Genomic DNA, 25,433 nt, shown 5'->3' with positions numbered 1-25,433 from the left:
GGCGCCTCTATACCACCCTCCCCAGCCACCGCGAGGGTTCTATCAATCTCCGCTGTCGTCCCCCGGCTTCCAGGGCTTCGGGGCCGGCGGGGGCAGCTCGTCCGCGAGCGGCACGACGGCCAAGGACTCCACCGCCACGTTCTCGTCCGAGAACACGACCAGCACCACGGGACGCCCTGCCGCGGCGCCCATGCTCTTCGGCAGCAGCGCATGGAGCTCCCGGGACGGACCCGGAGGGAACTCCAGCGTGACGACGTTGGTCGGGTGAATTTGCGGTAATTTTCGCTCCTTTATGGGCATACCTTTGCGATCGTACTTGAGGCTCTCGAAGGGGGCTCCCACCCGGACCTTCCCCGCGCGGCCCTGCGCGCCAGCGCGGACGAGCACCCGCACCCCTGCCCCATTGCCGCCCCGGGGCACGATGAGCTGCAGTCGGATCCCGAGCGCGCTCTGCTTGGCCAAACGCCCCAGCTCGCGTTGGTCCGGGCCGCCGACGTTCTGCAGGATCCCCGCCCGCCGCGCCGTGTCGAGGCCCTCTGGCAGGGGATCGGGCACCCCGAGGAACCTCACCAGAGGCTCCGCCATCTCGGCCTCGGCGCCCAGGCTGACCAGAGCTCGAGCGATGGCCGCACGTGCGCCCTGGTAGCGCTCCTTGGCAAAGGCTCGGGCGAGCGGCACCCGGCCTGCCTCGTCGCCGATGCGAGCCAGGGCGTCCGCGATGAAGGGCCTCAGCCGGACATCGTCGAGGCTCTGCACCAAGGGCCAGACCGCGTCCTTGCTACGGATCTTCGCCAGGGCTTCGAGCAGCTCCCGAGAGCGTGAGTAGTCCCGCGCTGGAGTGTCCTTCCACCACGCGACCAGCGCGGCCTCACCGCGTCGGTCACCGGCCTCAGCCAGCGCCAATGACGCCAGGCGTTTCCAGCGCGGGTCGTCGACGCGCTCGAGCTCGTAGACCAGCGGCGCACCCTGATCGAGCCGGGTCAACGCCAGCGCCGACCAGCGCCGCACCTCTTCATCGTCGTCCCGCGCCAGCGCCAGACGCAGTCCGGCGGCGGTCTCGGGCCGCCTCAGCTCGAACAGGAGCTCGGCGGCCTTGCGTCGGATCGCGAGATCCGCGTCGTCGAGCAGCGCAACGAGATCCTCTGCGGCGTCCCCGTCTCCCGAAATGCCACGCAAGATCGCCGCGGGCCAGCCCTTGCCCTCCGCTCGCAGTCCCTTCACCTCGAATCGCCCGTGCGATGCGCCGAGCTCTCGCAGCTTCAGCCGGAGCTCGCGGAAGCGGGTCGCCTCTTCCCCGGAGCAATCCCGGGTTTGTCCCGGATCTTTGGCGACGTCGAACATCTGACAAGCGCCGAGCTTGCGCTGGCAGACGACCCGCAGTTCGCCTTCCGCGAGCAGCGCCTGTTCCTCGGTCTCGGCCAGCGCGAGCCCCTTCCCGCTCGGTCTCGCGCCCGAGAGCAGCGGGCCCAGATCCCGACCCCGGACTCGGGGCGGGATCGGGATCGACAAGGCACCAAGCAGCGTCGGCAGCAGATCGATCGTTTGCACCACCTCGCTCACGCGCTGGGTTGCGATGGCGCCGGGCGCCGAGATGACCAGCGGCACGCGCACCTGCTCCTCGTACACGGTGGTGCCGTGATAGCGCCCCCCGTGGTCGCCAAACTCTTCCCCGTGGTCGGCGGTGACGATCACCACACCCTCGGGACGCTTTGCGCGGAAGTTTGCGACCAAGGCCCCGACCGTCTCGTCCGCCGCGCGGATCTCCGAGTCGTAACGATCGACGTCTCGTGCGCCGAAATCGAACTCGGCATGGGCTTCGTAGGGTTCGTGAGGACCAAACAGGTGAACCCAGACGAAAGTGCGCTGTTTGGCCTCGAGATCGAGGTACGCCGCGACCTGGTCAACGCGCTTCTGCCCCTCCAGAAACTCGACCTTGCTGTACTCGAAGCCGAGGAACGAATCGCGAAACGCTGCAAACCGCTCCGGGTCGATGAAGAACACCGCAGGCGGATAGAACGCTGCAGTTCGATACGCGTACGTCCTGAGCAGCGAGGCCCAGGTGTCGGAGTCCGCCCCAGCCCCCTGGAGCAGGAGCGGGCGCAGGTACTTTCCCGTCATCAACGACGTGACGGAGTAGCTGGTGTGCGGGGTCGGCGCGTACGCGTGAGTGAAGAGCGCGCCGCTCGCGGCGAGCGCGTCGATGTGCGGTGTGGTCTTGCGCGGGTAGCCGTACGCCCCCACGTGGTCCGCGCGGAGCGCATCGATGCTCACGAGCAAGATGTCGCGGCCCTCGAGGCGAATCCCATTCAGCCCGGAGCTCTCTGTGGCGGGTGACGCCTCGGGATCGACGAGCGGCGGCGGCGGCGACAGCAACGCCGCGAGTCGCACGGCCTGGCCGGCAACCGGGGCGTCATCGAGCAAGAGCAAGCGGAAGTTATCGAAGCGTGCCAGGCGCTCCGCTCCGGGGCGCGCGGCGGCACCCAGTCCCACGAGGCCCAGGGCCAGCGCGAGGGTGAGTGGGCCGGGCCTGCCCGGGCGCGGGGCCGCGAAGGCAAGCGGAACGAAGCTGGCGGCTATCACCAGCGAGAGACCCGCCAGCGCCAGGTGGAACACCGGGTACAGGCGAACGAGCACGAACCGGTTCAAGGCCTCGCAGCCCACGACCACGAGCAGCGCGGCCACGGCCAGAGCCTTCGGCCTGCGCCTGGAAAGCGACGCCAGACGCGGCGCCGCAAAATGGCTGAGTGCTCCCATCAAGAGCGCAAAACTGCCCGCAAACGCCAGGCGCACGCTCGCGCTCCCGAGCAGGCGCCCTCCCCCGACCCCGTGCGCCACGGCGCCTGCCACAGCCGCGACGATCAACGTCAGCGTAAGGCGCGCGTCCCGCCGCTCGCCGCGTTCAATCAGGTACGAACACGCACCACCGACCAGACCCAGGACGGCCGCCGAAAAAAACAGCGTCGGCCCCAGGAACAGCAGCCCCGATTGGGTCTCCCAGACGCTGGCGATCAGCTCACGCCGCAGCACGAGCACCAGCCCGAGCTCGAGCGCGGCCACGGCGATGGCAACGCCGATCGCCTTCGTGATGCGCTCGCTCATCGAACTCTCGGCGGGCGGGCGCAAAGATCTCAGCGAAACTCGACGCTGACGATCTCGTAGTGCCGGGCGCCGCCTGGCAGCTCCACTTTGACCTCGTCGCCGACCTCTTTGCCGATCAGCGCCCGGGCCAGCGGAGCCGAGACCGAGATGCTCCCGTCTTTCAGATCCGCCTCGTCGGCGCCGATGATCCGGTAAGTGGCCTCCTCTTCGCTCTGGACGTTGAGCAAAGTGACCGTGGCCCCGAACCGCACCCGGTCCCCGGAGAACGTGGTCGGGTCGATGACCTCGGCCCGGGAGATCTTGTCCTCGAGGTCCTTGATCCGGGCCTCGACCAGACCCTGGCGCTCCTTGGCCGCGTGGTACTCGGCGTTTTCGCTGAGGTCGCCGTGCTCGCGCGCGACGCCGATCTCGCGGGAGATCTTCGGGCGCTCCTCCTTGAGGCGGTGCAGCTCTTCCTTGAGCTTCTCCGCCCCGCGGGGGGTCATGGGGACCTTCTCGACCATACCGACCCCCGATCTACCTCAGGTGCACGCCTAATCAAGCCCCAAGGCTCGCCCGGCGTGTGCCGGAGCTTGCCGCCGCTCGGCCAAGCCGCTACTCAGGCGTCCGCCTCATGCGGCTCTTGCCAACATTTGCCCTGCTCCTGGCGGTCGGGGCTTCCGTTTCGGCGTGCGGCGCCAAGAAGCCCCCCGTGAGCCCGCTCCAGTACTCGGAGAACGCGAGGATCGAGTACGAGGACGCGCTCAAGGCCTACTTCGACAAGGACTGGGAGGAGGCGACCCTGCTGTTCAAGGAGGTGAAGCGCAAGTACGGCTACAGCCGCTACGCGCGCCTCGCCGATCTGCGGCTCGCCGACATCGAGTTCAAACAAGAGAAGTTCGCGGAGTCGATCAGCTCTTACAAGGCGTTCGTCCACGACTACCCGAACGATCCCGAGGTGCCCTACGCGCGCTACCGCGTGGCCAAGGCGCTGTTCGAGCAATCGGGGCCAACACTGCTCTTGCCGCCGCTCGAGGAGCGCGATCTCGCCAGCGTGCATGACGCGTACGACTCGATCCGCGCCTTCCTGGGAGACTTTCCCAACTACAAACAAGCGCGCGAGCTCAGCTACATGCTGGAGATGGTGGCGGGGCTGCTGGCCCGCCACGAGCTCTACGTGGCCCGGTTCTACCTGACCCGTGGCAACTTCGATGCGGCCGTGGCGCGCTGCCAGCACGCCCTCCGCACCTACGAGGGCTCCGGGCTCGAGCCCGAGGCCATGCTGCTCTTGGGTGAGACGTACATGAAGATGCACAAGCGCAAGCGCGCTCGCGCCGTGCTCAGGCAGATGCTCTCGCTGCACCCCGACAGCGCCTTCGGCATCCCTGCCCGCAACTTCCTCAAGCTGATGCAGGATGACGCGGCGATCCCCCTCGCCCCGCTCAACTGACCATGGCCGATCCGTCGCCGCTCTCCACCGTCTCCCCGACGGTTCTGATCGTCGACGACGAAAAGAACATCCGGCGCACCGTCGAGATGGTGCTCACCGGCGAGGGCTACCGGGTGGTCGAGGCTGGCAGTGCCGAAGAGGCCCTGGCCACCCTGAACAACCCCGCGCAGCCGGTGGATCTCGCGATCTTCGACCTGAAGCTGCCCGGCATGACAGGGCTCGAGGCCCTCGAGAAGATGCGCCTCGACGAGGCGACCCGGGATCTGCCGGTGATCGTGATCAGCGGGCACGCCACGGTGCACGACGCGGTCAATGCCATCAAGCTCGGCGCCAGCGACTTCTTCGAGAAGCCGCTGAACCGCGAGCGCGTGCTCGTCAGCGTCGAGAACTGCATCCGCACCGCGCGCCTGTCGCGCACCGTCGCCCAGATGCGCGGCGAGCTCGAGGCTCGCTACGAGATGATCGGCACGAGCCCTGTGATGCAGGAGCTCTACGGCAAGATCGACAAGGTCGCGCCGACCAAGGCCAGTGTGTTGATCACGGGGGAGAGTGGCACCGGCAAAGAGCTGGTCAGTCGCGCCATTCACCGGCTCTCGCCGCGCAAGGACGCACCCTTCATCAAGGTGAACTGCGCCGCCATTCCCCGCGAGCTGATCGAGAGTGAGCTGTTCGGCCACGAGAAGGGCGCGTTCACCGGCGCCCAGGCCCGCAAGCGGGGGCGGGTCGAGCAGGCCCACGGCGGCACGCTGTTCCTCGACGAGATCGGCGACATGGATCTGACCGCGCAGGCCAAGGTCCTCCGGGCGCTCCAGAATGGCGAGGTGGTTCGCGTCGGCAGCGAGCACGTGATCCACGTCGATGTGCGGGTGCTGGCGGCGACGAACAAAGATCTCTCGAAGGCGGTGGCGGCCGGGGGTTTCCGCGAGGATCTCTTCTTCCGCCTGGACGTGTTCCCGATCCGTGTGCCCGCTCTGCGGGAGCGCCCAGAGGACATCCCGCTGCTCGCCCAGTCGTTCGTCGAGGCCTTCTGCAAGGACAACGGCCTGAAGGCGAAGGCCATGGACGCCGTGGTCAAAGAGGCGCTGTCCGGGCGCAAATGGCCTGGCAACGTGCGCGAGCTGAAGAACGTGGTCGAGCGCGCGGCGATCTTGTCCGCCGACGTGATCACGATCGCGGATCTGCCCGAGGATCCCCACCAGAGCCCCTTCGAAGACGACGCGGACGACGGGTCCGAGTCCAAGACCTCCGTGGCGGCGCTCGGCGGACCCTTCCCCGTCAAGGAGGGCGGCGAACGCCTGACCCTGCGGGAGTACCGCGAGGCCTCCGAGCGCTCGTACATCGTCGACACGCTCAAGGCGTTCGAGTGGAACATCTCGAAGGCATCGGTCGTGCTCGGAGTGGAGCGCACGAACCTGCACAAGAAGATCCGCGCCTACGGCATCAAGCGCGGAGAGGGCTGAGCCGTGCGGGCCGGACCCGCCAGCGCCTTCGCCCAAGGCGGCGGCCCCGCTCCCACGCTGCGGCGAACCAATGCCGGCTGACACCCAGAGCCGCGGCCGTCTGATCGGTCCGGGTGATCCTGCGGCGATCCTGCACGACGGCCGAGGACCGCCAATCCTCGGCATTCACGGTTTCGGGGGGACTCCGCTCGAGGTCGGGGTCGTCGCGGATGCAGCGCAGGCCATCGGTCGCCGTGTGCACCTGCCGCTCTTGCCGGGCCACGGCACGCACGCCGACGACCTCGCGAAAGTTCGCTGGCCCGACTGGGCTCAAGCCGTCGAGAGCGCCCTCGAGCGAGCCGCACCCGAAGGCGAGCCCGCCATCGTGGTGGGGTTGTCGCTCGGCTCGCTCCTGGCGACGCATCTGGCCGTGACTCGAAGCAGCCGAGTGAAGGCGCTGGTCCTGCTCGGCAACGCGTTCTGGCTGACCTCCCCCTTCCCCGCCTGGGCGTTACGCGCCGTCGATCTGCTGAAGATCCCCGATTTCCGCATGCCAAAGGTCGCCGCGGACCTCGCCGATCCCGAGGCGCGACGCACTCACCTCACCTACGGCCAGCACCCCGTTCACGCTGCGGTCGAGGTTGAGCGAGCGGGCCGCGCCCTGCGCGCGCGGCTGTCCGAGGTCCGTGTCCCGACCTTGATTCTGCACGGCGCGCGGGACCGGGTGTGTCCGGCGAAAAACGCCCAGGCCGTCGCCTCGCGGCTCGGGACCAAGGACGTTCGGGTCGTGATCCTGCCCCGCTCCCGCCACATCCTGACGCGGGACCTCGAACGAGCGCAGGTCTTGGTCGAGCTGCGCCAGTTCTTCGAGCAGCACGCGGGATGACGGGCGCGCGCCCGCGACACTCCGAGCGCTCGCCACCGGGCGCGCAGCGTCAGCGCCCGGTGGAGCCGAAGCCACCGGCACCGCGCTCGGTGGGTGTGAGCTCGGTGACCGAGCGAAGCTCCGCGTGCGCCACCGGCGCGATGACCAGCTGCGCGATCCGCGCCAGGGGTTGCACGACGAACGCCTCGCTCCCGTGGTTGACCAGGATGACGCCGACCTCGCCGCGATAGTCCGCGTCGATCGTGCCGGGGCTGTTGACCATGCCGACACCGTGGCGCAGCGCGAGCCCCGAGCGAGGCCGGATTTGCCCCTCGAAACCCGGCGGGATCGCCAGCGCGAGGCCGGTCGGGATCAAACGTCGCTGTCCCGGGCCGAGCTCGACCGGCTCGCTCAGCGCGGCCGCGAGGTCGAGGCCGGCGGAGCCATCGGTCTGATAACTCGGCAGCGGCACCTCCACCGCACCCACCCGCTTCACCTCCACCACCGGCTTCACAGCTCGGCGAATCTCCCGCTCTTGAGCGCCGCGTCGAGCAGCTGTCTCACGCGCTGTTCGAGCGCGCGGGCCTGCTGGTCCGGGATCTGGGAGAGCGCCGTCTTGATCTCACCGAGGGCCTTTAGCTGACTGAAGAGCTGCAGATCGCTGGGCGGAGCGGCCCCGGTCAGGACCTGGCGGATGCGCTCGATCTCGGCGGACAGAGCCTCCACGCCGACACCCAGCGCCCCCACCCGGCGCCGATCCGGGTGGTCGCGATAAAAGGCCTCCAGCACCGGCTGCACGATCTGCTCGAGGATCGGGCCCTGGTCCTCCGCGTTCCAGATGTGTTTGAGCACGAACAGGTCGCTGGTGTCTGCCTCGCTGCGCCCGTCGATGTAGGCACTGGCCGCAAACAGCTTGAGCATCTTGACCACGCGCCGATCGCTGATCGTCACGCCCTCGGCGCGGATCTGGAAGATCAGCCCCTTGTAGCTGGACAAAAACGCGTCCGAGAACTTGAGCCGACGCGCCAGATCCTCGGTCATGTTGTGAATGTCCGCGGCGCTGAGCAGCGGCTGCGCCTTCTCGCGCCGTAGCTTCTGCACCTCGTGGCGCACCCCGAGCTGGAGCAGCTCGTTGAAGTGGTAAGCGTCGAGGTTGTCCGAGCGAATGCGCAACAGGAAACGATCGAACATCGCGGACAGCGACTCGTCGCTGGGCACCTCGTTACTGGCCCCGAAGGCGCTGATCAGCGGGCACTCGAGCACCTGCCCGCCCGAGGTGTAGCGGCGCTCGTTGAGCAGGCTGAGGAGGGAGTTCAGGATGGCGCTGTTGGCCTTGAACACCTCGTCCAAAAAGACGATCTCGCTCTCCGGCAGCATGCCGTCGGTCTTGCGGCGGTACTGCCCGTCCCGGAACGCCGCGATGTCGACCGGCCCGAAGATCTCGTTCGGCTCCGTGAAGCGGGTCAGCAGGTACTCGAAGTAACGCGCTTGAATCAGCTCGGCCAGGCTGCGGATGAGGGCGCTCTTCGCCGTGCCGGGCGGCCCGATCAGGACCGCGTGCTCGCGCGCGACGACGGCGATCAGGAGCAGTCGGATGACCTCGCTCTTGCCCAGGAACTGCGCGTCGAGGGTCTCCGCTACTCGCCCGAGGCGAGACGACAGATCGGCGGCCATGCTCAGTGCCTTTTACCTGCTCGACTGCCGGAGCGCGAGCGCTCGCTCATTGGGAGGCGGCCCGGGCCTGCCGGTGTTTCTCGAAGACCTCGTCCGCCATGCCCTTGAGCTTGAGCGCTTCCCGCTGAATGTCGGTGTTGTTCTTGTAGTGGTCGCTGCCCATCACGTACTCGGCGAAGGCGTAATAACTTCGGGCAACCTCGATTTCGTTGCCGATCTCCTTCGACAGGGCAATGGCCCGCAGGAAGTAGTCGATGGCCTTGCCCTCGTGTCCCGCGCCCCATGCGCCTGCTGCGGTGATCTCTCCCAGCGTGCGCAGCGCAACCGCCAGGTGAGATTTGCTCCGCACCTGACCGAACAGATCGACCGCGTGTTTGATCGCCTCGCGGGCCTTGCGCAGATCTTTCTGCAGCAAATACGCCTTCGCCAGGCCACGTTTGGCCTCGGCCAGGTGCAGGTTGTCCCCCAGCTCGTCACACAGCTCCTCTGCTTGTTTCAGCACGCGGATGGCCTCGGTCGTGTCCCCCAGCCGGTAGTGGGTCTCGCCTATGTTCGTCAGCACGACCGCCAAGCGGTTCCGCTCACCGATCTCCCGCGCGACCTCCAGGGACTCGCGGAAGAGCCGCAGCGCCTCGGCGTTGTCGTTGCGATCCTGGGCCAGCTTGCCCAGGTTGTTCAGGCTCTGCACGATGCCCAACGGGTCGTTGATCTCCCGCCGTAGCTTGAGCGATGCCTCGAGGGCCTCCGTCGCGCTCTCCGGTTTGCCGTGGTCCATCCACACCAGACCGATGTTGTTGAAGCTGAGGGCGATGCTGCGCATGTCCTGGAGCTCCTTGCGGATCTCCAGGGCGATCTTCATCTCGCTCAGCGCCTCGTCGTAGTCCCCCTTCATCCAGAGCAGCTTGCCAATGTCGTCCCGGCACGAGGCGATGCCGCGGCGGTCCTCCGCCAGTTCGAACAAGTTCAGGGCCGTTTCCAGGTGTTTTTGCGCGAGGGCCAGCATGCCCGTGTCCCGGTGCAGCCGCCCGATGCGGTTGTGAGCCGCGCCGCCCTTGGCGCGGCGCGCGAGCCGGTACGACAGGGTCAGCATCTCGCGGAAGGCCGCCAGCGCCTCGTCCGGCTTGCCGAGCAGAGTCAGGACGTCGCCGTGATCGTGCAGCGCATCGATGCGCCGGCGAGCGTCCGAATCGCCCAGGAGCTCGAGGCCCTTCTGATAGTACTCGTTGGCCTTCTTGGCGGCGTAGCTGCCCCGGGCCAGATCGCCTGCCTCCAGGAACGTGAGGCCGGCTCGACCCAGCGCGCCGCCCTTCTCGAGATGTTGCGCGAGCATCGCGCAGTACTCCTCCTGGGAGCGCACGCCGGCTTTCTGCGCCAGCCAATCAGCGATGGTCTGGTGGTAGCGGCGCGCTGCGGCCCCACTGGTCAGCTGGGTGATGCGCTCGCGCTCGAGGTTGTGTTTGAACACGTACTCGAGCTCTCCGGCGAACGACGAGTCCGGCAGCTTCAGCACGTAGTCGCGGGCAATCAGCGACTCGAGCGTGGTCTGGTGCTCCTCCCAGTCCTTCATGTCCCCCGCGGTCCACAGCTCGGGCGCGGGTTTGTCCATGCGAGACAGCGCAACCAGCGCGCCGAGCCAGAACACGCTGCCAATGGCCGCGGCGCGCTCCAGCAGCTCGCGCTCACCCGGGTTGAGCGACGAGATGCGAGCCGCCACCGCGTCGGCGACGTTCATCGGCAACCGAGCACCGGCCAGCTTCTCGAGATCGACCTTCCAGACCGGATCCCGAGACAGGGCGTCACGCTCCTCGAGCACGCCCGAATCGTGAAAAATTCGCACCATTTGCTCGAGCGACCCGGCGTTCCCGCCGGCCATGCGCACGGCCGCCGCAACCAGCGGGTCTGGCGCCCCACCCTGACACGGGGCGAGCAGGGCCTTGGCGAGCGTGACCGCCTGCTCTTCGGCAAGCGTGCCGATCTCCAGCTTCGAGTGCCGATCCTTGCCAAACGAGAACCAGTCTTCGTGCCGCGTCATGAGCTCGGGGCGCATCGCACAGACCAACAGGATGGGGCCGGTGAGGTTCTCGATCAGGTAACGGAGCAACTCGATGGAGTCGTCGTCGGCAAAATGCAGATCTTCGAACACCAGGCAGATCGGCCCCTGGGCTGCGTCCCCCTCGAAGAACGCCTTGACGATCGAGCGCCGCAAGAGCCGCGCCTGAATCGCGTCGTCCTCGACGGCCTTGGTCAGCGGGCTGCCGAGGAAGTCGAGCTCGATCAGCTGACCGAGAAAATAACAAACGTCGCCGACCTTGCGGTCCTCGAGCACGGTCGACACCTGGGCCCGGACCTGCGCCTTGGCCGCTTCGGCGTCCATGCCCTCGACCAGGCCGAAGCGCGTCCGCAGCAAGCGCGCAAACACACCGTTGGAGGTCTGCAGGTTGCGGGCGCTGCCGCGATACACCCGGGGGATGCGCCCGCCAGCGGTGCGCAGCCCGACCAGGAACTCGTGGATGATGCGGCTCTTGCCCACGCCGCCCGGTCCGACCAGGCTGACGACCTCGGCGCTAGCGTTCGTGCGGGACTTCTCGGCCTGGGTCCGGAGAAACGCGAGCTCTCCGTCGCGCCCCACGATGGGCGCCCGCAGGTCGTTGATTCCGAAGGGGATCTGCGGGGGCGGCGGGTCGGTCATCGCCGCGTAGTTTCGCGCTCTTTCTTCTGCTTCACAAGGGCGCGCGGCAGCGGAAATGTGCGACGGATCCCGGCTGGGGTGGTCTCCGGCGCGGCCCGAGACGGCGCTGCGACACAGACTCGGCGCTGTGCGCTGGGGCACGCAATGCGGATGTGAAAGTGGTCGTCGTGGGGTTGCCCGGCCGACGGTTGTTTCATCGCCATTGCCGCGCGGTGCAAGACCGGCAGGTAGACCCCCTTGCTGCGCGCGTGCGCCAGCAGGCGGCGGCGAATGGGGTCGGCGACGAAGATGTGCTCGACTCGCGCTCCGGGGTCGGTCACCCAGCTCTCTACCAGCGCCCAGTTCCGAGCGTCGTCGAAGCGGTGAGCCCGGTTCTCCAGCGCGAGACCCTTGTCATCGACGCTGTAGAACTCCGGCGGCGAGATGCTCTCACCGTCGGGCCCGACGAACAGGAAGGCCACGTCGGCGTCCCGCCCGCTCTCGTGGCTTTTGTGACCGGGCAGATCGCCGCCGTCGCGCAGTGAAATGTCGCCCACGTGCAAAGTGAGCCCCACAAAACGCGCCGCCAGGCGGCGGCCGGAGCGCTCCAGCATGTTGATCAGCGCGGGCAGCCCATAGTGGGCGCCGTTGGCATGGCGCAGCCGGATCTCGGCGCTCGGCTCGAGCGGCACGGCGCCCTCGAGCTTGCCGTCGGTGGGCGAGCCGATGCTCCGGGCCCGCGCCCGCGCCACCCGGCGAGCGGCCTTGCCCGCCGCGGCGCCCCGCTTGGCTTGTTTGGCGGTGGCAGGCTCGCGCGCGAGCGCCGGCGACAGGATCGCCACACTCGACAAGAGCACGAGCGTCGGTAGGAGCCGGCGCATGACGAAGATTGCTATCGGCCCCGGGCGGGTTGGGCCAAATCCTGGTACGACATCGACGCCGACCTCGGGTTTTTCCCGGCGTTTTCAGCCCCGACGCCCAGGCCGGCCTTGCGCTCACGCCCGGCCTGTACGACCCTCCGCGGTCAAAGCCGGCTGGGCATTCGGCCCTATTTATTCCCTCTGATAGATTAGCCTTCCGCTCGTGTCCCGCCTCCCCGACAAGACCCCGGCTCAGAGCTTCTCGAACGAGAAACGCTCACTCGGTGAAGGTGTGTTCAGGAAGTGCGGGGGCTGCGGCACGGTCCTGACCTCCGAGGCGCTCAGCGCCTCGTGGCACGTGTGTTCGGACTGCGGTTACCACCACCGCATGTCACCCGCGGAGTGGCGGAACCTGCTCCTGGACGGCGGCGCGCTGGAGCGCTGGGATGACCACGTTGCCCCCGCCGACCCGCTGCGCTTCAACGACGGCAAGAGTTATCGCGATCGGCTGGATCGCGCGAAGAAGCAGAGCAGCCACTCCGAGGCGGTCGAGACCGGACGCGGGCTCTTGGCCGGCCGCGCCATCGCGTACGGCTGTTACGTGTTCTCGTTCATGGGCGGCAGCATGGGCTCCGTCGTCGGCGAGCGGGTCACACGTCTGTTCGAGCGTGCGACCGCGGAACGCCTGCCCGTCGTGCTGCTCCACGCCTCGGGCGGCGCGCGCATGCAAGAGGGCATCCTCAGCCTGATGCAGATGGCCAAGACCGTGGCGGCGCTGGCGCAGTTTCGCAGCGTGAAACTGCCGTATATCAGCCTGTGTCTGCACCCGACCACCGGAGGCGTCGCGGCCAGCACCGCGCTGCTCGGTGATCTGAACATCGTCGAGCCGAACGCGCTGATCGGTTTCGCAGGCCCACGCGTGATCGAGAGCACCCTGCACACCACGTTGCCCGAAGGCTTCCAGCGGTCGGAGTTCCTGAAGAGTCATGGCATGGTCGACCGCATCGTCCCGCGAGCAGACATGAAATCCACGCTGAGTGTCCTGATCGGGCACCTGACCGGGGGGCGCGCGTGAGCGACGACCTCAAGACGACGCTCGAGCGCCTGTACGCCCTCGTTCCGCGGGGCCGGCAGCTCGGCCTCGAGCGCATGCAGGCCGCGTGTGACGCGCTCGGAAACCCGGAGCGGTCTTTCGAGGCCGTGCACATCGCGGGCACCAACGGCAAAGGGACGGTCTCGGCCTTCCTCGCCTCGATCGCCCTCGCCGGCGGCAAACGCGTCGGTTTCTACTCCTCCCCGCATTTGATCCGTTTCGCGGAACGGATCCAGATCGACGGGGTTCCGCTCGACGACGAGACGCTGCTCCGGATCCTCACCCGGGTGCTCGACGCGGCGCCGGAACTGACCTTCTTCGAGGTCACCACGCTGACGGCGTTCCTGGCCTTTCAGGAGGCGAAGGTCGAGCTCGCGGTGCTCGAAGTCGGGCTCGGCGGTCGCCTGGACGCGACCAACGTCATCCCCCCACCGCGGGTGGCGGTCCTCACCCGCGTCGCCTTCGATCACATGGCAGAGCTGGGGGACAGCCTCGCGAAGATCGCCACCGAGAAGGCAGGCATCATCAAGAAGGGCTCCACGGTCGTGGTCGGCAAGCTGCACCCCGACGCGCGCGACGTGGTGGAGCGCCGTTCGGCTCAGGTGGGCGCACACGTGGTGGCGCTGGGCAGCCCCGAGCCAATCCCCGGCGCCGCGCTCGCGTACCCACGCTTCGCGATGTTCGGCTCGAACCTCGCCGTCGCGGTCACTGCGGCGCAAGAGCTGGGGTTCGCGCCCCGCACCATCGCCGATGGCATCGAGTCCGCCCAGTGGCCTGGGCGCAACGAGCTCCTGCACCGGAACGGCCAGGAGCTCACGCTGCTCGACTGCGCACACAATCCCGACGGCACGGTGGCGCTGTCGCACGTGCTCGATCCTTCCGTGCTCGGAGAGATCGAGAGCCGGCGCGACGTCGCTCTGGTGTTCGGCGCCCTGCGCACGAAGAGCTGGAAGGCCATGGTGCGGCGGCTCGATCAGGCTGCGGCCCACAAGATCTTCGTCGCTCCCCCGCTCGACCCCGCAAAGGTCGTCGACCCGAGCGAAATGGCAGCGGCGTTCAACGGCACCGTCGCCGCGAGCGTGGCGGAGGCCCTGAGCCTCGCCCGCGCGCGCGTGGGTCAGACCGGGCTCGTCGTGGTCACCGGCTCGACTTATTTAGTGGGCGCAGCCCGCGCCATCTTGTTGAACCTTCCCGCCGATCCGGCGGTGGATCTCTAGGTTTACGTTTCGTCGCCAGCTGGAGCTTCGTCGTCAACATGCCGTCGTTCGACATCGTCTCGAAAGTGGAGTGGGCCGAGGTGACGAACGCGCTGGATCAGGCCTCGCGGGAGGTCTCCCAGCGTTTCGACTTCAAGGACACCGAGACCAGCCTCGACAAGACCGAGGAAGGCATCGTCATCCGCGCGAACAGCGATGAGCGTGCGCAGGCCGCGGTTGGCGTGCTGCAAGAGAAGCTGATCCGGCGCAAGGTGAGCCTCAAACACACCGAGGTGGGTGATCCGACCCCTGGGCCCCGAGGCGGCGCCAAGATCCTGGTCAAGATCAAAGAGGGCATCGAGCAGGACAAGTCGAAGCAGCTCATCAAGCTGATCAAGGACAGCAAGGCCAAGGTCCAGGCGTCGATTCAGCAAGACACCGTCCGGGTCACCGGCAAGAAGCGCGACGACCTGCAGGACGTCATCGGGCTCTTGAAAAAAGAAGATCTGGGAATCGAGCTCCAGTTCGTGAATTTCAGGGACTGATGAGCGGGCGCAGGCTCTTCGGGACCGACGGCATCCGGGGCAAGGCGAACATCCCGCCGATGACGCCTGAGCTGGTGGTGCGGCTCGGGCGCGCCATCACGCTGGTCGCGCGGCGCGAGAGCGGGCGCGCCCCCCGCATCGTGATCGGCAAGGACACCCGCCTCTCGGGATACATGCTCGAGACGGCGCTGGCCGCGGGCATCTGCGCCATGGGCGGGCGGGTGCTGTTGACGGGCCCCATGCCCACGCCAGCCGTCGCCAATCTCACCCAGAGCATGCGCGCCGACGCCGGCGTCGTGATCAGCGCCAGTCACAACCCCTACGACGACAACGGCATCAAGATCTTCGGCCCGGATGGCTTCAAGCTAGCCGACGAAAGCGAGCTCGAGATCGAGCGCCTGCTCGACGACGCGGCGCTCGATCAGCGGCCATGCACCGGGGACCGCGTGGGTCGGGCCGAGCGCATCGACGACGCGACCGGTCGGTACATCGTCTACGCAAAGAGCGCGTTCCCCAAGGATCTGACGCTGAATGGGCTCAAGGTCGTGGTCGACGCCGGGCACGGCGCGGCCTATCGCGTGGCGCCGCTGGTCTTCACCGAGCTGGGCGCCGAGGTGTTTGCAATCGGGGTCACCCCGAATGGCAGGAACATCAACAAGGCCTGCGGCGCGCTCCACCCCGGAGCCATGGTGCGTGAGGTGGCCAAGCGTGGCGCCCACATCGGCATCGCGCTGGACGGCGACGCTGACCGGGTGATCGTGGCCGACGAGAACGGGCAGATCGTCGACGGGGATGCGGTCATGGCGCTGTGTGCCACGCGCATGCTGCGGGCCGGGCAGCTGGCGCACGGCACGGTGGTCGCAACGGTGATGAGCAACATGGGACTGGAGCGCGCCCTCACCCCCCTCGGCGGCACCGTCCTGCGCACGGCCGTCGGCGATCGCTACGTGGTCGAGGCCATGCGCAAGGGTGGCTTCAGCTTCGGCGGCGAGCAGAGTGGTCACCTGGTCTTCATCGACCACGCTACGACGGGAGACGGCGTGATCGGCGCGCTGCAGGTCCTCGCGATCATGGTCGCGGAGGGCAAACCGCTGTCCGAGCTCGCGCAGGTCATGACCAAGGTGCCGCAGCTGCTCGAGAACGTCGTCTTGCCGAGCCGGCGACCGGTCGACGAGATGCCGGCGCTCACGCGGGAGATCCGCCGGGTCGAGGCCGAGCTCGGTCGCGACGGGCGGGTGCTCGTGCGATGGAGCGGGACCGAGGCCAAACTCCGCTTGATGGTCGAAGGTCCGGATCTGGCCGTGCTCGAGCAAAGCGTGAAGACCATGGCCGAGGCCGCGCGCTCCGACATGGGCTTGTCCGAGTGACGCGCGCCGAACCTGTCATCGTGGCGCGGGATCTGACCCGTGTGTTCGGCGCCGGCGAGGCCGCGCGGAAGGCGGTGGATGCTGTGAGCCTCTCGGTCGAGCGGGGTGAGGTCGTGCTCATCTTCGGCCCGAGTGGCTGCGGCAAGAGCACCCTCTTGTCGATGCTTGGCGGGCTGGATCGCAGTTTTCAGGGGAAATTGAGCCTATTTGGCCAAGACGTCAGTGCGCTCTCGGACGCCGAGCTCTCGCGTCTCCGGGGTGAGCGGATCGGGTTCGTGTTCCAGGCCTTCCACTTGCTCGGTCACCTCACGGTGCTCGAGAACGTGATGGTACCCGCACTGTTCGCGCGCGATGAAGCGGGCCGCCCGGTGGTCGAGCGCGCTCGGGAGGTGCTCGAGCGGGTCGGGCTCGCGGATCGCGCAGGCTCGACGCCGGCCGAGCTCTCGGGCGGTCAGCGCCAGCGTGTTGCCATTGCGCGCGCCCTGCTTCACAAACCGACGTTGCTCCTGTGTGACGAGCCAACGGGCAACCTCGATCGCAAGACCGGAGAGCAGATCATCGACCTCTTCGCCGGCCTGCACGAGGATTTTCAGAGCACGATCGTCATCGTGACCCACGAGGACCGATTGACCCGCTTGGCTCACCGCACCATCGACATGGTGGATGGCCAGCTGGGTATGGGGCGCGAGCACGAGGCAGTGGACGCGGACGTGATCCACGCCGAGGAAGCGGAAGGCGCATGAGGTTCGACGCCCTGTCCACGATGGTGAAGACCGAGCTCGGTCGCGCCCGCGGGCCCCTCGTCACCGCGGGCTTTGGCATCGCCGTCGGCGTTGCGTCCCTGGTCTTCTTCCTGGCGCTGGGCCTCGGCGCGCGCAAGGTTCTGCTCGGGGACGTCTTCCCCATCGATCAGATCGAGCTCGAGCCGAAAAAGACCAGCGCGGGCCTCCTGTCGCTCCTGGGCGGCCCCACCGAACCCCCGGGCATCGATGCTGCGAGTGTCGACAGGCTGAAGGCCGAGTCTGGCGTGCTCGAGGTCTTCCCGAAGCTGCGCTTTCGATTCCCGAGCATGGCCCGCGGGGGCAAGGAAATCCTCGGAACCGAGATCGGCACGCACGAGATGGTCGGCGACGGCATCGACACGGCGCTCGTCACGCGACCGGGGCCAGCCTCGATCCCGGAGTTCACGGATCCACTCGCCAGCCCCGGCGCCGAGTGCACGACCAATGCCGATTGCACGGCGCCCAAGTACTGCGAGCGCCCGAGCGGCGTGCCTCGGGGGCAGTGCTCCGATCCCGTCCCGGCGCTGGTCAGTCACTACCTGGTCGAGCTGTTCGACCACGGCATCGCACCCGCACACGGCCTGCCGCCGGTGGCCGCAACGCTGATCGGACGCGCCCAAGGCGTGGCCTTCGAAATGACTCTAGGCAATTCCCTGCTCGGGGTCGCTCGTCACGGCGAGGAGCGCAAGGTGCGGGTGAAGGTGGTTGGCATCTCCCCCAAGGCCATCGATCTCGGGGTCACGTTGCCGATCGAGGTCGTCCGCCGCTGGAACCGCGAATACGCCGGGGAGTCCGCGGCCTCGAAATACTCGAGTGTGGTCGTGCGCGTGGCGAGCCCCAGCGATTCCGGACGCGTGATCAACTCCGCCGCCCTGCTCGGGCTCACGCCCCACGACACCCGCGCACGCGACGTCAGTGTCTTGATCTCGGGCGTGCTCGCGCTGCTGGTGCTGGTGGCGTCGGTCATCCTGGCGGTTGCCGCGCTGAACATCGCGCACACGTTCCGGATGCTGGTCACCGAGCGACAGCACGAGATCGGGCTCTATCGCGCGCTCGGGGCCAGCGCCCGGGACATGCGCAGCTGGCTGCTCTCCATCGCGCTGGTCATCGGCAGTCTGGCGGGGCTCGCGGGAGCCCTGGTCGCCCGCGCCGGTGCGTTCGTGGCCGACTGGCGCGCCGCCAAAGATCTCCCGGATTTTCCCTTCAAGCCCGAGTCGTTCTTCGTGTTCCCGGGTTGGCTCTGGCTGCTGGCCGTGGCGTTTGCCTGCGCCTTTGCGCTGCTCGGCGCCCTCGGCCCTGCGCGGCGAGCGTCGCGCACCGACCCCGCCGAGGCGCTCAGCCGGGACAAGTGATGGCTCGGCCAGTGACGGGCGCGTTTTTCGCCCGCGGCGCGGCTTTCGCGTAAATCTCGGACGTGATGCCGAGCACCCTGTCCACCCTCGAGCTCACGGGTCAGCTGATCGTGGGAGGCTTCAGTGGCACGAGCCTGCCGGGCGAGATGCGCGACGTACTCTCGGCGGGGCGGCGCGGAGGAGTGATCGTCTTCAAGCGCAACTTGCCCAGTCTCGAGGCAGCCCACGCGCTCAACCTCGAGGTGATTCAGGCGACGCCGGCCGCGCTGCCGCCCTTCATCTCGGTCGATCAGGAGGGCGGGCGTGTCGGCCGACTGCCCGCGCCGTTCTTGAAGCTTCCGCCCATGCGCGCCCTGGGCACACTTGCCGACGCGGAGCTCGTGCGACGGATCGGTGTGATGCTCGGGCAAGAGCTCTCGGCCCTCGGCTACAACCTCGATTTTGCCCCCGTGCTCGATGTCGACTCGAACCCGGCCAACCCCATCATCGGTGACCGAGCGTTTTCATCCGATCCCACGCAAGTCTCCCGCCTCGCGGGGGCGCTGGCCGCAGGGCTCGAGTCCGCCGGCGTGATGGCCTGCGGCAAACACTTCCCCGGTCACGGCGACACGCTCTTGGACAGCCACCTCGCGCTGCCGTTCGTGGACCACTCCGAGGCGCGACTGCGGGAGCTCGAGCTCCCTCCGTTCGGCGCGCTGGCCAGGCTGGGCATCGCCAGCTTCATGAGCGCCCACGTGGTCTACCCCGCGCTCGACCCCGCCCAGCCAGCGACGCTCAGCGAGCGCATCGCGACTCGAATGCTTCGCAGCGAACTGGGTTTCGCGGGCGTGCTCTTCAGCGACGACCTCGAGATGAAGGCCCTCGCCGATCGCATGCCTGTCGAGGAGAGCGCCGTGCGCGCGATCCGCGCGGGCTGCGACGCGCTCCTCATCTGCAGTGACTTCGCTTTGCAAGAGCGCGCTCACGCCGCCCTCACCGCGGAAGCCGAGCGCTCACCGGAGTTCCGCGAGCGCTGCGAACAAGCCGTCGGCCGCTGCCTCTCAGCGCGCCGCCGCTTCCCTCCCCGACCGGCGGCGGATGCGTCGAAGATTGGTGGTCCGAGCGTGAAAGCACTCGAAGCCGAGCTGGCAGAGCGCCTCAGCTGATCGCGTCCCGCACCCGCGGCCGCTCCCGGCTCCCTTGCCCGCCTGCCGCGCCCGTAGCCCTCTCCCCACAAAAGACAAAGGCCCCGCGTTTCCGCGAGGCCCTGGTCCTCATCCAGTCGAGACTGGACTCAGCCGGCGCCAGCCGAGCCGCTTGCAGAAGCGCTCGCCGAGACCGACACGTTCAGGCTGGCGGAAGCATCCACCTGAGCCTTGAGCGACGCCACGAGGCAGCCGCCGACCTTGAGAGCAGCTTTGCCGCCGCCCTTGACCGCCGCCTGCACGCCCTCGATCGAGGCCTTCACGCTGGCGATCGCGCCTTCGATACGGCCCTTCATTCCGAGGGTCACCTTGAGCAGTGCCGGGAGGTTCTTCTCCAGCGCGCCCTTGAGCTTGGCCGACGCTTCCATGTCCGCCGCACCCGAGAAGTTCACGCTGACGCGGGCCGGCGTGCACTCGAGCTTCGCGCTGACCTCAGCGTCACAGCTCGCCTTGCACTCCGCGCTCACCTTCGGCGGGACGATTTCACCGGAGCACTTGGGCTCCTTGAACTCGACCGAGCAGCTGCCCGAGCAAGTGCCTTCGCACTTGGCCTGGCCCTTGACCTCACAAGACGCCGAGCACTTGCCGGAGCACTTGCCCCCGCAGTTGCCCTTCGCGCTCGCCGAGCACTTGCCTTCGCACTTGCCCTTGCATGCGCCCTTGTTCTTGTCGCTGCCGGTGGAGGCCTGGCCGTCGCACTTGCCTTCGCAAGCGCCGCCGCAGGTGCCGCTGAAGTCAGCCTCGCAGCTGCCCTCACAGGAGCCGCCGCAGCTGCCCTCGCACTTCGCGCCGGCTTCGACGGTACATCCGCCCTTGCACTCGCCCTCGCACGAGCCGCTGATGTCGCCGCCCTCGCACTTGACCTCGGCCTTGCCGCCCGAGACCGATGCGTCGCAGGAGCCAGCGCACTCGGCCGCCGCGTTCATCGACGCCGAGCACTTCGGCGGGACGACCTTGACGTCGAGCTTGCCGCTGATCTTGGCCTTGGCCTTGACCACACCGAGGAACTTCACGGCGGCCTGGCAGGCGGCTTCCGCCTTCTTGCCCGGGCCCTCTTCCTTCGCCGTGATGTCTTCGTCCGAAGCGCCGAGATCCTTCGCGAGGTCGCCGCACGCGACCGTGACGTCGCCTTCGACCGCAGCCGCGAGGTTCTTCAAGTTCGCGCCCGCTGCGAGCGCGCCCTTGATCTTGCCTTCCATGCCCGCCTCGAGGCCGAAGTTGGCCTTCATGATCGCGCTTGGATCGCTGATGTCCGCCGGGCACGAGCCAGGCAACCCCGGCAACCCCGGCATGCCGCCGCAGTTCATGAGCAGCGGTGCTGCAATCAGAGCCGCGGTGCCAAGCACCGGACCACCCATCATCCGCCAACGATTAACGACCATCTTCAATCTCCTCCTCGGAAGCTGACTATCCAAAGCCGCGGGGGACGCTACACCCGGATCACCGCGCTTTGGAAGCGCAGTCTTGGGTTCGAGTCACTCGCCTCGTCTGTAACGTGCATCGGCCGAAAGCCGGCCAGAGGCCTGTGCAGAAGACGCTCGTCGGGCGCATCCCGGCTCACGTCGCCGGCGATATCGCCCCTTTTTCCGGGGTTGTAAAGACCTTTGTTCAGTGAGCCCCTGCCAAGCGACACCGGCCCGCGGGTCGGTCCGGCGCCCGCTCAGCGCGAGCGAGGCCCAGCGTTTCGTGAGCGCGTGCGCGCCCGGGCCGCGGGCAGGGTCTTCGGAGCCGACTCCCCGAAGGGCAGATCGATCTGACGAGCGTTGCCGGAGCCAGGCGCCGGCCGCGCTCCGGTGCGCTCGAGCATCTCCCGCTCTCGCTCCAGGTCGGCCTCGATCACCTCCAGGTTGTCGAGGGCGAACGCCAGCGCGTCGAAGACCTTCGCCGGCTCGAGCTGCGGGTAACGCTTGAGCAAGGTCTCGACGCGCGCGCCGTTCTTGTAGAACGTGTACAAACGGCGCACGGGGATGCGGGTGTCCGCCACATGCGGACTCCCGCCAAGAGTCTTCGCGTCCACGCGTACGTGGGGGTGCGGTACGAGAACGATCGGTAGGCTCATGGTGCCACCCCGGGGCTCGCAGATTCATACCCTGGACCGACCCCAGCGGGGATCGGGATCCGATGTTCAGCGCGGGACCAGGTGCGCGCGGATCTGCGCCGCCACCTTCGCGGGCGTGATGCCGAGCTCGTCCGCGATGCGGGCCGCGGGCGAAGAAGCGCCGAAGCGATCGATGCCCAGGGCGAGCCCCGACGGGCCGGCGACGCTCTGCCACAGCGAGGTGCGTCCGGCTTCCAAGGTGACCCTCGGGACGCCCTTGCCGATCACCGCCTCCTGCTCTGCCGCGGGCAGGCGCGCGAACGCATCCCAGCACGGAGCGCTCACCACCCGCACGCGGTAGCCATCCGCTCCGAGGAGCTTCTTCGCTTCGACCATCACGCCCACCTCGCTGCCGCTGGCGATCAAGATCACGTTGGGATCCTTGGCGTCGTCGAGCACGTAGGCGCCGCGGGCGATTTGCGCCGGATCAAAACCCTCGGGTCGAGACAAGGCCGCCGTCTTCTGGCGCGTGAGCACGATCGAGGTCGGGGCGTGCACTCGCTCGACCGCGTAGGCCCAGGCTGCGGCGCACTCGAGCCCGTCGGCCGGGCGCACCACGTCCAGGTTCGGGATCAGGCGCAGCGCCGCGACCTGCTCGATCGGCTGGTGCGTCGGCCCGTCCTCCCCGAGCAGCACCGAGTCGTGGGTGAAGATCCAGATGGCGCGCTGACCCATCAGCGCCGAGAGACGAATGCTCGGGCGCATGTAGTCGCTGAACACGAGGAAGGTGGAGCCGAAGGGCACGAAGAAGCCCGAGAGTGCCAGGCCGTTGGTGATGGCACCCATGGCGTGCTCGCGGATACCGAAGTGCAAGTTCCTGCCGCCGTACTCGCCACGCGACACCGAGCCGCCGCCCTTGATGTGGGTCTTGCAGCTCTCGTCCAGGTCGGCCGAACCGCCGACGAGTGAAGGCACGAGCGCCGCGACCTGCTGTTCAATCTTCGCCGCGAGGGAGCGCGTGGCGTCGGCCTTGCCATCCAGCGTCTTGACCAACTCCGGCAACAGGTTCGCCGGCACACTCCGGCTCGAGAGCGCGGCGAAGAGCTGCTTGCGCGGACCTGCCAACGCTTCGACCTTCGCCTTCCACGCGGCGAGCAGCTTGGTATTTTCGGCGACCTTGGCCTTGAACGGGGTCGTGGCGTCGGCGGGCACGAAGAACGGCTCCGCGGGCCACTCGGCTTTGGCCTTTGCACCGGCAATTTCTTCCTTTCCAAGGGGCGCGCCGTGGGCCGCCGAGGTGTCCTGTTTGGTCGGCGCCCCGATCGCGATGTGGGTGCGCGCAGCAATCAGGCTCGGTCGGCGGTCTTCGGCGATGGCGCTCTCGATGGCTTTCCTCACGGCGTCCGGGTCGTGCCCGTCCACGTGCTGCACGTACCAACCGTAGGCCTCGAAGCGCTTGCCTACGTCTTCGCTGAACGACAGGCTGGTCGCGCCGTCGATCGTGATCTTGTTGTCGTCGTAGATCAAAACGAGATTGTCGAGCCCCAGGTGGCCCGCAACACTGGCAGCTTCGCTGGAGATCCCCTCCATCATGTCGCCGTCGCCGGCTATGCCGAACACCCGATAGTCGATCACGGGGTCACCGGGCTCGTTCACCCGGGCGCCCATCATCTTGCCAGCCAGAGCCAGGCCGACCGCGTTGCCGACACCTTGCCCCAACGGGCCCGTGGTCGTCTCGACCCCTGCAGTGTGGCCGACCTCCGGGTGCCCCGGAGTCTTGCTGCCCCACTGCCGAAACGCCTTCAGGTCATCCAGCGAGACGTCGTACCCAGCGAGATGCAGCAGTGAGTAGAGCAGCATCGACGCATGCCCCGCCGAGAGCACGAAGCGATCGCGGTTCGGCCAGTCGGGCTCGGTCGGCACGTAGCGCAGGTGCTGAGTGAACAGCTCGACGCCGATGCCGGCGAGGGCCATCGGTGTGCCGGGGTGGCCAGAATTGGCCTGCTCGACGGCATCGACGGACAGAAAACGAACGGTCTTTACGGCGGACTCGAAGGCGGTCGACATGGCCTCGTCCCGTAGACCAGCGGCGTCAGGCCGCCAAGGGGCGGGCCGGAGCGTCGAGCTTTTACCGGGCACTCGCCCAGAAGAAACTCACGGCCTGGGGCCGACAGCCTCAGCGGGTCTCCTCGATGGCCTTGTTGTGATCGGCGAGCGAGCGGCTGAAGCGATGTTTGCCCCCGCCAGCCGCCACGAAATACAGATAGTCGGTGGTCGCCGGGGCCAGCACCGCTTCGATCGACGCATCCCCCGGGCTCGCGATGGGTCCGGGGGGCAGGCCGGAATGTTTGTACGTGTTGTAGCGATTCGCAGCGTCCCTGAGCAGCGCCGGCGTCACCTTGCCCTTGAACGCGGCGCAGCTCGGCGCCCGCTCGGGCTCGATCACACAACCGTAGGCCGCGGTCGGATCGGCTTGCAGCATCTTCTCCGGCTTGTGCTCGGGGTCGTCGAGGCGGTTCAAGTACACGCTGGCGATGATGGGTTTCTCGCTGTCGACCACGGCCTCGCGCTCGATGATGGACGCCAGCGTCACGATCTCGTGGTCCCCCCAACCCCGCTTGGTCTCGAGGGCCTCGAGTGCGCCGGGATGCCTCGCCGCCAGGTTACCGAAGCGTTTACGAAACGTGGTGACCAGCATGCGCACGATCTCTGCGGGCGCGGTGTCCACACCGAAATCGTAGGTCGCCGGGTAGAGCAGCCCTTCGACGGTCTCACCATCGACGCCGAGCTCGCGCCGCAGTCCAGGATCCCGGACGGCTTGCGCGAACGCGTCGGCCCCGCAGACGTCGTTGTCCTCGAGCCGTCGGGCGAGTTGCACGTGCGTCCACCCCTCCGGCAGCGTGATCTTCTTTCGCGGTCGGAAGCGCCCGCGGGTCAGGCGCTGCGCGATGCGACGCGCGCTCAGTCGATCGTCCAAGAGATGGGTGCCCGGCTCGACCTCCGAAGCACTGGCAAACACCCACAGGTAGAAGGCAAACAGCCGCGGGCTCGTGATGACGCCCGCACGAGCGAGCCGCGCGCCCGCAGCCGTCGCATCGTCGTCCCGCGGCCAGTCGATCACGACGCGCTTGCCAGTGCCGGCCCCGGGCAGGGTCGCCCAGGCGAACAACAACCAGAAGGGCAGCATCACGACACCGACCCCGATGGCGATCCCGACCCAGGTCCGCTTCCCGCCGCGAGCTCGACGCCGCGGACGCTTCGCAGGTTTCTTGCGAGCCGGCGCTCGGGGGCGAGGACGCTTCGCGGTCACGAGCGCTCGCGTCTCCCGTCGAGCCAGCTCTGCAGCAGCACGGCGGCTGCTTCGCTGTCGATCAGCTGCCGCGCCTCCTTGGCCTTGACGCCCCGCTCACGCAGGCGGGCCGAGGCCTCCTTGGTGCTCAGCCACTCGTCCATCAATTCCACGCTAACGCCCGAGGCAGCCCGGAGCTTCTCGGCGAACTGCCGGGCGCGGCGCGCTTCCGGCCCCTCCCGACCGTCCAGGCGCCGGGGCAGCCCAACCACGAAGTGCTCGATGGCGTCCTCGCGCGCCATCCGGCTCAGCTCTTTCAACAACGCGGGCCGGTCTCGCCCGTTCAAGAACGGCCTGGGGTGCGCCAGGACGCCGAGGTCGTCCGCCACGGCGAGGCCGACCCGGACGGTCCCCAGATCGATGGCAGCCGCGCGCATCGCCGGAGGTTCTATCACGCGCGGCGCCATGTGCTCGATTTCGCTCAGAGACCTTGACCCTACCCCCTCATCCGAGCATAAGCGCGAGGCGAAAACGCGGGGGAGCCCACCCCAGG

The 25,433-nt window shown here is 68.0% G+C and carries 21 protein-coding genes; 10 read left to right on the top strand and 11 right to left on the bottom strand.

Going from position 1 to position 25,433, the window contains the following annotated elements; genetic code table 11:
- Positions 1 to 42: 42 nt before the first annotated feature.
- The gene (locus IPI67_21760) at positions 43 to 3,099 is read right to left on the bottom strand and encodes a sulfatase-like hydrolase/transferase (protein MBK7582809.1); all 3,057 of its coding nucleotides are present in this window, start codon (positions 3,097 to 3,099) and stop codon (positions 43 to 45) included.
- 29 nt (positions 3,100 to 3,128) lie between these two features.
- The gene (greA, locus tag IPI67_21755; GenBank protein MBK7582808.1) at positions 3,129 to 3,602 is read right to left on the bottom strand and encodes a transcription elongation factor GreA; all 474 of its coding nucleotides are present in this window, start codon (positions 3,600 to 3,602) and stop codon (positions 3,129 to 3,131) included.
- A 110-nt stretch (positions 3,603 to 3,712) separates the two neighbouring features.
- On the opposite strand from greA, the gene IPI67_21750 reads away from it, so the two are divergent.
- The 3 genes from IPI67_21750 (at position 3,713) to IPI67_21740 (ending at position 6,853) form a co-directional block, all read left to right on the top strand.
- Complete coding sequence (locus IPI67_21750) at positions 3,713 to 4,528, top strand: tetratricopeptide repeat protein (protein ID MBK7582807.1); 816 nt, start codon at positions 3,713 to 3,715, stop codon at positions 4,526 to 4,528.
- 2 nt (positions 4,529 to 4,530) lie between these two features.
- Positions 4,531 to 5,988: a sigma-54-dependent Fis family transcriptional regulator gene (locus IPI67_21745; protein ID MBK7582806.1), complete on the top strand. Its 1,458-nt coding sequence runs from the start codon at positions 4,531 to 4,533 to the stop codon at positions 5,986 to 5,988.
- A 70-nt stretch (positions 5,989 to 6,058) separates the two neighbouring features.
- Positions 6,059 to 6,853 carry an alpha/beta fold hydrolase gene (locus IPI67_21740; protein MBK7582805.1) on the top strand — a complete coding sequence of 265 codons (795 nt, stop codon included), beginning with the start codon at positions 6,059 to 6,061 and terminating at the stop codon, positions 6,851 to 6,853.
- A gap of 49 nt (positions 6,854 to 6,902) precedes the next feature.
- Here IPI67_21740 and dut read toward each other — a convergent pair whose 3' ends face one another.
- The 4 genes from dut to IPI67_21720 are packed head-to-tail and all read right to left on the bottom strand — an operon-like array spanning position 6,903 to position 12,055.
- Positions 6,903 to 7,346, bottom strand: coding sequence for a dUTP diphosphatase (gene dut / locus IPI67_21735; GenBank protein MBK7582804.1), 444 nt, complete (start codon positions 7,344 to 7,346; stop codon positions 6,903 to 6,905).
- Complete coding sequence (locus tag IPI67_21730) at positions 7,343 to 8,506, bottom strand: AAA family ATPase (protein ID MBK7582803.1); 1,164 nt, start codon at positions 8,504 to 8,506, stop codon at positions 7,343 to 7,345. The genes dut and IPI67_21730 overlap by 4 nt, the downstream gene beginning before the upstream one ends.
- A 46-nt stretch (positions 8,507 to 8,552) precedes the next feature.
- Positions 8,553 to 11,195 (bottom strand): tetratricopeptide repeat protein, encoded by a 2,643-nt coding sequence (locus IPI67_21725; GenBank protein MBK7582802.1) that lies wholly within the window; start codon positions 11,193 to 11,195, stop codon positions 8,553 to 8,555.
- Positions 11,192 to 12,055 carry a penicillin-insensitive murein endopeptidase gene (locus tag IPI67_21720; GenBank protein ID MBK7582801.1) on the bottom strand — a complete coding sequence of 288 codons (864 nt, stop codon included), beginning with the start codon at positions 12,053 to 12,055 and terminating at the stop codon, positions 11,192 to 11,194. The genes IPI67_21725 and IPI67_21720 overlap by 4 nt, the downstream gene beginning before the upstream one ends.
- 202 nt (positions 12,056 to 12,257) lie before the next feature.
- On the opposite strand from IPI67_21720, the gene accD reads away from it, so the two are divergent.
- The 7 genes from accD (at position 12,258) to nagZ (ending at position 19,514) form a co-directional block, all read left to right on the top strand.
- Positions 12,258 to 13,109, top strand: coding sequence for an acetyl-CoA carboxylase, carboxyltransferase subunit beta (gene accD, locus IPI67_21715; GenBank protein MBK7582800.1), 852 nt, complete (start codon positions 12,258 to 12,260; stop codon positions 13,107 to 13,109).
- Positions 13,106 to 14,344: a bifunctional folylpolyglutamate synthase/dihydrofolate synthase gene (locus IPI67_21710; protein MBK7582799.1), complete on the top strand. Its 1,239-nt coding sequence runs from the start codon at positions 13,106 to 13,108 to the stop codon at positions 14,342 to 14,344. Before accD ends, IPI67_21710 begins: the two co-directional genes overlap by 4 nt.
- Positions 14,345 to 14,382: 38 nt before the next feature.
- On the top strand, positions 14,383 to 14,868 hold the full coding sequence (locus IPI67_21705) for a YajQ family cyclic di-GMP-binding protein (GenBank protein ID MBK7582798.1): 486 nt from the start codon (positions 14,383 to 14,385) through the stop codon (positions 14,866 to 14,868).
- Positions 14,868 to 16,235, top strand: a complete 1,368-nt coding sequence (locus tag IPI67_21700; protein ID MBK7582797.1) for a phosphoglucosamine mutase — start codon at positions 14,868 to 14,870, stop codon at positions 16,233 to 16,235. The genes IPI67_21705 and IPI67_21700 overlap by 1 nt, the downstream gene beginning before the upstream one ends.
- Positions 16,232 to 16,978 carry an ABC transporter ATP-binding protein gene (locus tag IPI67_21695; GenBank protein MBK7582796.1) on the top strand — a complete coding sequence of 249 codons (747 nt, stop codon included), beginning with the start codon at positions 16,232 to 16,234 and terminating at the stop codon, positions 16,976 to 16,978. Before IPI67_21700 ends, IPI67_21695 begins: the two co-directional genes overlap by 4 nt.
- Positions 16,975 to 18,369: an ABC transporter permease gene (locus tag IPI67_21690; GenBank protein ID MBK7582795.1), complete on the top strand. Its 1,395-nt coding sequence runs from the start codon at positions 16,975 to 16,977 to the stop codon at positions 18,367 to 18,369. The genes IPI67_21695 and IPI67_21690 overlap by 4 nt, the downstream gene beginning before the upstream one ends.
- 65 nt (positions 18,370 to 18,434) lie before the next feature.
- Entirely contained in the window at positions 18,435 to 19,514 is a 1,080-nt protein-coding gene (gene nagZ, locus IPI67_21685) for a beta-N-acetylhexosaminidase (GenBank protein MBK7582794.1), read from the top strand.
- A gap of 128 nt (positions 19,515 to 19,642) precedes the next feature.
- Here the strand turns inward: nagZ and IPI67_21680 are convergent, their stop codons facing one another.
- The 5 genes from IPI67_21680 to ruvX all read right to left on the bottom strand — a co-directional run bounded on the left by IPI67_21680 (position 19,643) and on the right by ruvX (position 25,317).
- Positions 19,643 to 20,935, bottom strand: coding sequence for a hypothetical protein (locus IPI67_21680; protein MBK7582793.1), 1,293 nt, complete (start codon positions 20,933 to 20,935; stop codon positions 19,643 to 19,645).
- 278 nt (positions 20,936 to 21,213) lie between these two features.
- Complete coding sequence (locus IPI67_21675; GenBank protein ID MBK7582792.1) at positions 21,214 to 21,612, bottom strand: DUF433 domain-containing protein; 399 nt, start codon at positions 21,610 to 21,612, stop codon at positions 21,214 to 21,216.
- 66 nt (positions 21,613 to 21,678) lie between these two features.
- A complete protein-coding gene (gene tkt, locus IPI67_21670; protein ID MBK7582791.1) occupies positions 21,679 to 23,658 on the bottom strand; it encodes a transketolase in 1,980 nt (659 codons plus the stop codon).
- Positions 23,659 to 23,767: 109 nt separating this feature from the next.
- On the bottom strand, positions 23,768 to 24,778 hold the full coding sequence (gene mltG / locus IPI67_21665; GenBank protein MBK7582790.1) for an endolytic transglycosylase MltG: 1,011 nt from the start codon (positions 24,776 to 24,778) through the stop codon (positions 23,768 to 23,770).
- Between the two features lie 119 nt (positions 24,779 to 24,897).
- Positions 24,898 to 25,317 carry a Holliday junction resolvase RuvX gene (gene ruvX, locus IPI67_21660; protein MBK7582789.1) on the bottom strand — a complete coding sequence of 140 codons (420 nt, stop codon included), beginning with the start codon at positions 25,315 to 25,317 and terminating at the stop codon, positions 24,898 to 24,900.
- Positions 25,318 to 25,433: the final 116 nt, after the last annotated feature.

This window comes from Myxococcales bacterium (genome assembly GCA_016706225.1).
Classification (GTDB): domain Bacteria; phylum Myxococcota_A; class Polyangia; order Polyangiales; family Polyangiaceae; genus JADJKB01.
The sequence above is the reverse complement of the archived record's forward strand: the minus strand, read 5'-3'. Positions and strand labels throughout refer to the sequence as shown.

Coding starts and splice junctions, on each gene's coding strand:
- IPI67_21760 (MBK7582809.1), bottom strand. CDS start 3,099: ATGAGCGAGCGCATCACGAAGGCGATCGGCGTTGCCATCGCCGTGGCC.
- greA (MBK7582808.1), bottom strand. CDS start 3,602: ATGGTCGAGAAGGTCCCCATGACCCCCCGCGGGGCGGAGAAGCTCAAG.
- IPI67_21750 (MBK7582807.1), top strand. CDS start 3,713: ATGCGGCTCTTGCCAACATTTGCCCTGCTCCTGGCGGTCGGGGCTTCC.
- IPI67_21745 (MBK7582806.1), top strand. CDS start 4,531: ATGGCCGATCCGTCGCCGCTCTCCACCGTCTCCCCGACGGTTCTGATC.
- IPI67_21740 (MBK7582805.1), top strand. CDS start 6,059: ATGCCGGCTGACACCCAGAGCCGCGGCCGTCTGATCGGTCCGGGTGAT.
- IPI67_21730 (MBK7582803.1), bottom strand. CDS start 8,506: ATGGCCGCCGATCTGTCGTCTCGCCTCGGGCGAGTAGCGGAGACCCTC.
- IPI67_21725 (MBK7582802.1), bottom strand. CDS start 11,195: ATGACCGACCCGCCGCCCCCGCAGATCCCCTTCGGAATCAACGACCTG.
- IPI67_21720 (MBK7582801.1), bottom strand. CDS start 12,055: ATGCGCCGGCTCCTACCGACGCTCGTGCTCTTGTCGAGTGTGGCGATC.
- IPI67_21705 (MBK7582798.1), top strand. CDS start 14,383: ATGCCGTCGTTCGACATCGTCTCGAAAGTGGAGTGGGCCGAGGTGACG.
- IPI67_21700 (MBK7582797.1), top strand. CDS start 14,868: ATGAGCGGGCGCAGGCTCTTCGGGACCGACGGCATCCGGGGCAAGGCG.
- IPI67_21690 (MBK7582795.1), top strand. CDS start 16,975: ATGAGGTTCGACGCCCTGTCCACGATGGTGAAGACCGAGCTCGGTCGC.
- nagZ (MBK7582794.1), top strand. CDS start 18,435: ATGCCGAGCACCCTGTCCACCCTCGAGCTCACGGGTCAGCTGATCGTG.
- IPI67_21680 (MBK7582793.1), bottom strand. CDS start 20,935: ATGGTCGTTAATCGTTGGCGGATGATGGGTGGTCCGGTGCTTGGCACC.
- IPI67_21675 (MBK7582792.1), bottom strand. CDS start 21,612: ATGAGCCTACCGATCGTTCTCGTACCGCACCCCCACGTACGCGTGGAC.
- tkt (MBK7582791.1), bottom strand. CDS start 23,658: ATGTCGACCGCCTTCGAGTCCGCCGTAAAGACCGTTCGTTTTCTGTCC.
- mltG (MBK7582790.1), bottom strand. CDS start 24,778: ATGCTGCCCTTCTGGTTGTTGTTCGCCTGGGCGACCCTGCCCGGGGCC.
- ruvX (MBK7582789.1), bottom strand. CDS start 25,317: ATGCGCGCGGCTGCCATCGATCTGGGGACCGTCCGGGTCGGCCTCGCC.